General features: G+C 71.1%; 6 protein-coding genes. 3 read left to right on the top strand and 3 right to left on the bottom strand.

Going from position 1 to position 6611, the window contains the following annotated elements:
- Positions 1 to 561 precede the first annotated feature (561 nt).
- Positions 562 to 1278 (top strand): aggregation-promoting factor C-terminal-like domain-containing protein, encoded by a 717-nt coding sequence (locus tag LZ495_RS13255; protein ID WP_505011342.1) that lies wholly within the window; start codon positions 562 to 564, stop codon positions 1276 to 1278.
- Positions 1279 to 1652: 374 nt separating this feature from the next.
- On the opposite strand, the gene LZ495_RS13250 is transcribed toward LZ495_RS13255, so the two are convergent.
- Complete coding sequence (locus LZ495_RS13250) at positions 1653 to 2813, bottom strand: steroid 3-ketoacyl-CoA thiolase (RefSeq protein WP_235052356.1); 1161 nt, start codon at positions 2811 to 2813, stop codon at positions 1653 to 1655.
- 272 nt (positions 2814 to 3085) lie between these two features.
- Between LZ495_RS13250 and LZ495_RS13245 the strand changes: the two genes are divergently transcribed.
- Positions 3086 to 4393, top strand: coding sequence for a TetR/AcrR family transcriptional regulator (locus LZ495_RS13245; protein ID WP_235052355.1), 1308 nt, complete (start codon positions 3086 to 3088; stop codon positions 4391 to 4393).
- A gap of 68 nt (positions 4394 to 4461) precedes the next feature.
- Here LZ495_RS13245 and LZ495_RS13240 read toward each other — a convergent pair whose 3' ends face one another.
- Complete coding sequence (locus LZ495_RS13240; protein ID WP_235052354.1) at positions 4462 to 4992, bottom strand: alkyl hydroperoxide reductase; 531 nt, start codon at positions 4990 to 4992, stop codon at positions 4462 to 4464.
- A gap of 3 nt (positions 4993 to 4995) precedes the next feature.
- Positions 4996 to 5547 carry a peroxiredoxin gene (locus LZ495_RS13235; RefSeq protein WP_235052353.1) on the bottom strand — a complete coding sequence of 184 codons (552 nt, stop codon included), beginning with the start codon at positions 5545 to 5547 and terminating at the stop codon, positions 4996 to 4998.
- 127 nt (positions 5548 to 5674) lie between these two features.
- On the opposite strand from LZ495_RS13235, the gene LZ495_RS13230 reads away from it, so the two are divergent.
- Positions 5675 to 6604: a LysR substrate-binding domain-containing protein gene (locus LZ495_RS13230; protein WP_235052611.1), complete on the top strand. Its 930-nt coding sequence runs from the start codon at positions 5675 to 5677 to the stop codon at positions 6602 to 6604.
- Positions 6605 to 6611 lie beyond the last annotated feature (7 nt).

The following is a 6611-nucleotide window of genomic DNA, read 5'->3' as shown; positions in this document are numbered from 1 at the left end:
CCCCGGCCCCCGGTTTCCCCCGGGGGGGGGGCCCGCCGGGGGCCCCCCCCCCCGACCTGTGCGAAAGCCCTTCCCGCGGCAGGACCAAGGTCCCGATTCGGGATGTCCTGGGACAGCGCGGGGAGTTGATCCCGCCTTTATGCCGACATGTGCGAAACTCGGTGCACGGCCGCGATGCCGGGGCGAAACAGGTGAGCGTAATCCCTGTCGGAAGTCCCCCGCCGCGGAACCGATTTGTTGCCCCGCGCCGCCCTGCTGTGACTTTCGACACGCCTGCGAAAATTGCCTTCGGCCGCCGGGCTGGGGCAGGCTCGATGACTTGTAGGACCCCGCGTACGGCTGAGCGTGCCCGCCGCAAGGAGGGCGCGAGGGCGACATCTCGCCACCAAGCTCCACGCAAGTGAACAGTTCGGCGCCGTACGCCGCCCGAGTCAGTGCCCGCCCCGCTTCGGGGCGTGCCGGGCCAGCGCCTCCCGTGACCAGCACGATGGGGAGGCCCGCGACAAGGGGTGAGGCACGTCTGCCGCCGTCAGGCTGCGGGCGACTGCGGAAGGAAATTGTGTGAGCCGGGTTTCGGTCCGGGGGATAGCCGTGGCCTCTGCCACGGCCGTGACGGCGGTCGGCGCTGTCGTCGGTATCACGGGTACCGGTGCGTCCACCTCCAACGCCCAGACGGTCGACACCGCGAGCAGCACGACCAAGCTGCTTGACGTGCCGGGCACCGCCCAGGTGCAGCAGGTCAGCGACGGCGTCCTTCAGCAGGCGGACGCCCAGACCGCCGCTTACGACGAGGCGCAGCGCTTCGCGGCCGCCGAGGCGGCCCGCATCCAGGCCGAGCAGCAGGCCGCGGCCGACAAGGCCGCCGCCGACCAGGCTGCCGCCAAGGCCGCCGCGGACAAGGCCGCGGCCGACAAGGCTGCTGCCGACAAGGCCGCCGCCGAGCGCGCGGCCCAGGCCGCGAGCCGCTCCGAGACGCGCACTCCGGTCACCACGGGTGACCCGAAGGCGATCGCGCGCTCGATGATGAACGAGACGCAGTTCACCTGCTTCAGCAACATCGTGCAGAAGGAAAGCGGCTGGCGCGTCACCGCGACCAACCCGTCCTCCGGCGCGTACGGCCTGGTCCAGGCGCTTCCGGGGTCGAAGATGGCCACGGCCGGCGCGGACTGGCGCACCAACCCCGCGACGCAGATCAAGTGGGGCCTGGACTACATGAACAAGCGCTACGGCAGCCCCTGCGGCGCCTGGTCGTTCTGGCAGAAGAACCACTGGTACTGAGCCGGACCCGGCCCTGAGGGGCCGGCCGTCCGCTCGGAACCGCGACGAGCCCGGTGCGGGCCTCCGCAAGGAGGCCCGCACCGGGCTCGTCGGCGTAGACGCTTGCCTGCGCGGTGCCGCGCTCGTACGTGCGTCCCGGCGCTTCCCAGCGCCGAAAAACCTCGGCCGATGCCGGCAGGTTGATGCTCTGCGGTTTTCCGTCGTCCGGGGGTGGTGACCAGCGCACCGCCCGGACCGGGTGAGGCGTACGCCGGGGCGGAAGGGCCCGGGGCGTACAGGAGGCTTGATACCCGGCGGTCCGCGGGGCAAACCGCCCCTATGTGAGCAATATCCCCGGATCGCGCGCCGGGCAGGGGAACGACTGCGGGGCCGGGTCAGATGCGCTCGATGATGGTGCCGGAGGCGTTCGCGCCGCCCGCGCACATCGTGATCAGCGCGGTGCTGCCGCCGGTGCGCTCCAGCTCGTGCAGCGCGGTGGTGATCAGCCGGGCGCCGGTCGAGCCGACCGGGTGGCCGAGCGCGATCGCGCCGCCGTTGACGTTGAGCTTGTCCAGGTCCGCGCCCTGCACCTGGGCCCAGGACAGCACGACCGAGGCGAAGGCCTCGTTGACCTCGTAGAGGTCGATGTCGGACAGCTTCATGCCGGAGCGGGCCAGCAGGCGGTCCGTGGCGTCGTTCGGGCCGTCCAGGTGGTAGTACGGGTCCGAGCCGACCATGGCCTGGGCCACGATGCGGGCGCGCGGGCGCAGGCCGAGCGCGCGGGCCTTGTCCTCGTCCATCAGCATGATCGCGGCGGCGCCGTCGGAGATCTGCGACGAGTTGCCGGCCGTGTGGATGCCGTCCGGCAGCACGGCCTTGAGCTTGGCCAGGCCCTCGGCGGTGGTGTCGCGCAGGCCCTGGTCGACGCTCACCAGGCGGGTCTCGCCGGTCGGCTTGCCCTCGGCATCCAGGATGGGCGCCTCGACCGGGGCGACCTGGGAGGTGAAGCGGCCCTCTTCCCAGGCGCGCTTGGCGTTGGCCTGCGAGCGCAGGCCCAGGGCGTCCACGTCGGCGCGCGTGATGCCGCGGTTCTTGGCGATGCGCTCGGCCGCGGTGAACTGGTCGGGCATGTCCAGCGTCCAGTCGTCCGGCTTGGAGCGCTGGCCCGGCTTGGCGGTGTGGCCGAGCGGGTTGCGGCTCATCGACTCGATGCCGCAGGCGACGCCGACCTCGATCGCGCCGGTGGCGATCAGGCCCGCGATCAGGTGCACGGACTGCTGCGCGGAGCCGCACTGGCAGTCGATCGTGGTGCCGCCGGTGCGGTGCGGGAGGCCCGCGTACAGCCACGCGTGCCGGACGATGTCGCCGGACTGCTCGCCGGCCTGTGTGACACAGCCGCCGATCGCCTGGTCGACGAGCTCGGGGTCGATACCGGACCGCTCGACGACCGCCCGCTGCGCCTTGCTGAGCAGCTGGAGCGGGTGCAGCCCGGCCAGGTGGCCGTTGCGCTTGCCGATGGGTGTGCGTACGGCCTCGACGATGACGGGGTTGCCCACGCTGCGCTCCTTCTCGTCTGGTGGTTCCGGCCTCGTCTGGAGAGTGCGGACCGCCGGGTTTTCTGTGACTTGGTCAAGGATATGCCTGATCACGGTACGACTCGGCGGCGGCGCCTACAAGACCCTTGCCGTACTCGTCGGCAGCCCGACCCTGGCCGGGATTTACAAATGTCGACTTATCCCTGGCCGAGTCGACTTTTGTGGCACTTGGTGACAGAACTCGCAGTGGGACAGGAGTGGAAGATGAGCCGAGTCCGATTACGCTTCGTAGTGTGAACAGCGAGGGGGGCGGCCGGCGGCGGCAGCAGTACGTCAGGCCCGCGGATCGGCGTTCGCAGATCCTCGGACACGCGTGCGTACTGTTCGCCCGACAGGGCTACGGGGGCACGACAGTCCGTCAGATCGCGGATGCCGCACAGTTGTTGTCCGGCAGCCTGTACCACCACTTCCCCTCGAAAGAGGCGATGCTCCTCGAGATCATGGAGGAGTTCTTCGCCGAGACGCTGGCCCGGCACCGCGCCTCATTGGCCGGTACGCGCGATCCCGTCGTCGCTCTGCGTGGTCTCATCCGCAACAGCCTCACCGTCATCGCGGAGAATCCGGACGCGTCGCTGGTGGTGGTCGGCGAGTGCCGCCGGCTGGCCCAGACCGAGCGGTTCCGCTGGCTGGCCGAGCAGACCGCGCAGACCTCGGCGATGTGGCAGGGCGTCATGGCGGACGGCGTGCGCGCCGGGGTGCTGCGCCCGGACCTGCGCCCGGAGACCACCGCGCGCCTCGTGCAGACCGGCGTTTGGGCGATGGCCCAGTGGTACCGCTCGGGCGGCCGGTACGACCCGGACGAGGCCGCCGACGTACTGGTCGACCTCTTCGTGCGCGGCATCGCCCGGCCCGAGGCGTACCGCTCCCGCAGCCTGGGCGAGATCCTCGGCCCCGCGCGGGCCGCGGGCGCGGCGGTCGGCGTCGACCCGGGCCGCTACGGGACGCTCGCCGCGCGCATGGCGCTGGTGCCGGACGGCGCCGACGCCCGCATGCGCATCGGCTACGCGGCGGGGCTGCTCTTCGCGCAGCAGGGGTACGCGGTCACCACGGTGCGGCAGATCGCCGAGCTGGCCGACGTGCCGCTCGGCAGCCTCGCGCACCACATCGGCAGCAAGGAGCGCCTGCTCGCGGAGATGCTCACCGGCTTCTTCCAGGAGCTGCTGACCGCGTTCGACAAGGACGCGGTGGCCGCGCCCGGGCCGCTGGAGCGCGTCGAAGGGCTGATCGCGAGCACCGTCGAGGTGCTGGCCGGGCACGGGGTGGCCGCGGTGATACTGCTGAACGAGCGGTCCGCCGAGGATGTCCCGCGGGCCGAGCTCAACAGCCTGCTGGGGTCGGTCGAGGGCATCTGGACGCGGGCCATCGCGGACGGCATCGGCGCGGGCCGGTTCCGCGCCGACCTGGACCCCGCGTTCGTGCAGCGCGTGGTGCGCACCGCGATCTCGACGAGCAGCGGCGGGTTCCGCGGCATCGGGGTGCGCGATGTCGCGGGGCTCTACCAGGAGATCGCCCTGGCGGGCATCGGCGCGCGGCGGTCCTGAGCGGGCGTGCGCGACCTGAGCGGCCCTGCGCGGTCTGCACGGTCCGGGAACGCGGAACGGCCTGCGGCTCAGACGAGCTGGGCCTCGGACTCCAGGGTCACACCGACCGCGTTGACCACGGCAGCGATCTTGATCGCCTCCTGGATGGTCTCGCGCGGCACGCCTTCCTTGCGGAGGACCTGCTCGTGCGACTCCAGGCAGCGACCGCAGCCGTTGATCGCGGACACCGCGAGCGACCACAGCTCGAAGTCGGCCTTCGGGGCGCCCGGGTTGGCCATGATGTTCATGCGGAGCCCGGCACGCAGGTTGCCGTACTCGGGGTCGCCGATGAGGTGCATGGCGCGGTAGTACACGTTGTTCATCGCCATGATGGCCGCGGCGGCCTTGGCGGCGTTGAACGCCTCCTCGGAGAGGTGGCTCTTGGCCTCCGGCTCCAGCTCACGCAGCACCTTAGGGCTGCGCGACGCGATCGCGCAGGCCAGCACGGTGCCCCAGAGCGTCTGCTCGGGAAGCTTGGAGTTGCCCACGACCGAGCCCAGGTTGAGCTTCAGGTCCTTGGCGAACTCCGGGAGTTCGGCCTTCAGGACGTCCAGACCCATGGGTCAGCCCGCCATCAGCGCGGCGGCGTCCAGGGTGTCGCCGCCCTTCTGCCAGTTGCAGGGGCACAGCTCGTCGGTCTGCAGCGCGTCGAGCACCCGCAGGACCTCGTCGGGGTTGCGGCCCACCGAGCCGGCGGTGACCATGACGAACTGGATCTCGTTGTTCGGGTCGACGATGAAGACCGCGCGGTCCGCGACGCCGTCCGCGTTCAGCACGCCGCAGGCCTCGGCCAGCTCGCGCTTGAGGTCGCTCAGCATCGGGAACGGGAGGTCGGTCAGGTCCGGGTGGTCCTTGCGCCAGGCCAGGTGCACGAACTCCGAGTCGGTGGAGACGCCGAGGATCTGCGCGTCGCGGTCCGCGAACTCCTCGTTCAGGCGGCCGAAGGCGGCGATCTCGGTCGGACAGACGAAGGTGAAGTCCTTCGGCCAGAAGAACACGACCCGCCACTTGCCGTCGTACGACTTGTTCGTGATCTGCTCGAACGCCTTGTCGGCGTCGATCGACACGACACCGGTCAGGTCGTACTCGGGGAACTGGTTACCGACAGTAAGCACTGGGTCTCCTCCGCGCATGGTGCCCGGCCCGCCCTGGGGCGGCCGGTCGGACGTACGCGGAACACCGTGTCACGTTTGGATTGATCAGAGAAATAGACTGTTCCTGATCATTTGATAGGGAGTAGTTATCAGTACCCGCACCCCCACGATTGCCCAGCTCAAAGCCTTCTCGGCGGTCGCCGACCACTTGCATTTCCGCGATGCGGCCGCGGTGATCGGGATGAGCCAGCCGGCGCTGTCGAGTGCCGTCGCGGCGCTCGAGGAGACTCTGGGGGCACAGCTTGTGGAACGTACCACGCGGCGTGTCCTCTTGACTCCGGCCGGAGAAAGGGTCGCCCGGCATGCACGGAGAGTGCTCGACGCGCTGGACGACCTGGTCGACGAGGCCGAGGCCGCGCGCCGCCCGTTCACCGGTCCGCTGCACCTCGGGGTGATCCCGACGGTGGCTCCGTACATGCTCCCGGCGCTCCTGCGGCTGGTCCGCGAGGACTACCGCGAGCTCGACCTGTACGTGCACGAGGAGCAGACCCACTCGCTGCTCGACGGCCTGGCCACCGGGCGCCTGGACCTGCTGGTCCTCGCGCTGCCCGCGGGTGTCGCGGGGGTCGAGGAAATCCCGCTGTACGACGAGGACTTCACGCTCGTGGTGCCGGCCGGGTCGGCGCCGGCCGGGCGCACGGACCTGCCGCGCTCGGCGCTGCGCGACCTCGACGTGCTGCTGCTCGACGAGGGCCACTGCCTGCGCGACCAGGCCCTGGACGTGTGCCGCGAGGTCGGAGCGGGGGAGGCCGGCGCGACGCGCGCGGCGAGCCTCCCCACGCTCGTCCAACTGGTGGCCGGGGGCCTCGGCGTGACGCTGCTGCCGGAGACCGCGATCGCCGTCGAGACGCGGCCGGGCTCGGGGCTCGAGGTGGCCCGGTTCGCAGAGCCCGCGCCGTTCCGACGGGTCGGCCTGGTCATCCGGGCCAGCACCGGGCGGGCCGCGGAGTTCGCCCAGCTTGCCGAGTCGCTGCGAACCGCGGTGCGGGAGCTGCCGGTGCGGGTGGTGCGGGACTGAGACGGCG

The organism is Yinghuangia soli (assembly GCF_021502675.1).
Lineage (GTDB): Bacteria > Actinomycetota > Actinomycetes > Streptomycetales > Streptomycetaceae > Yinghuangia > Yinghuangia soli.
This window is presented reverse-complemented; position numbering and strand designations above follow the sequence as displayed.

What these genes read in the sequence shown, in the direction of transcription:
- LZ495_RS13240 (WP_235052354.1), bottom strand. Translation starts at nt 4,992, where the DNA reads ATGGGTCTGGACGTCCTGAAGGCCGAACTCCCGGAGTTCGCCAAGGAC.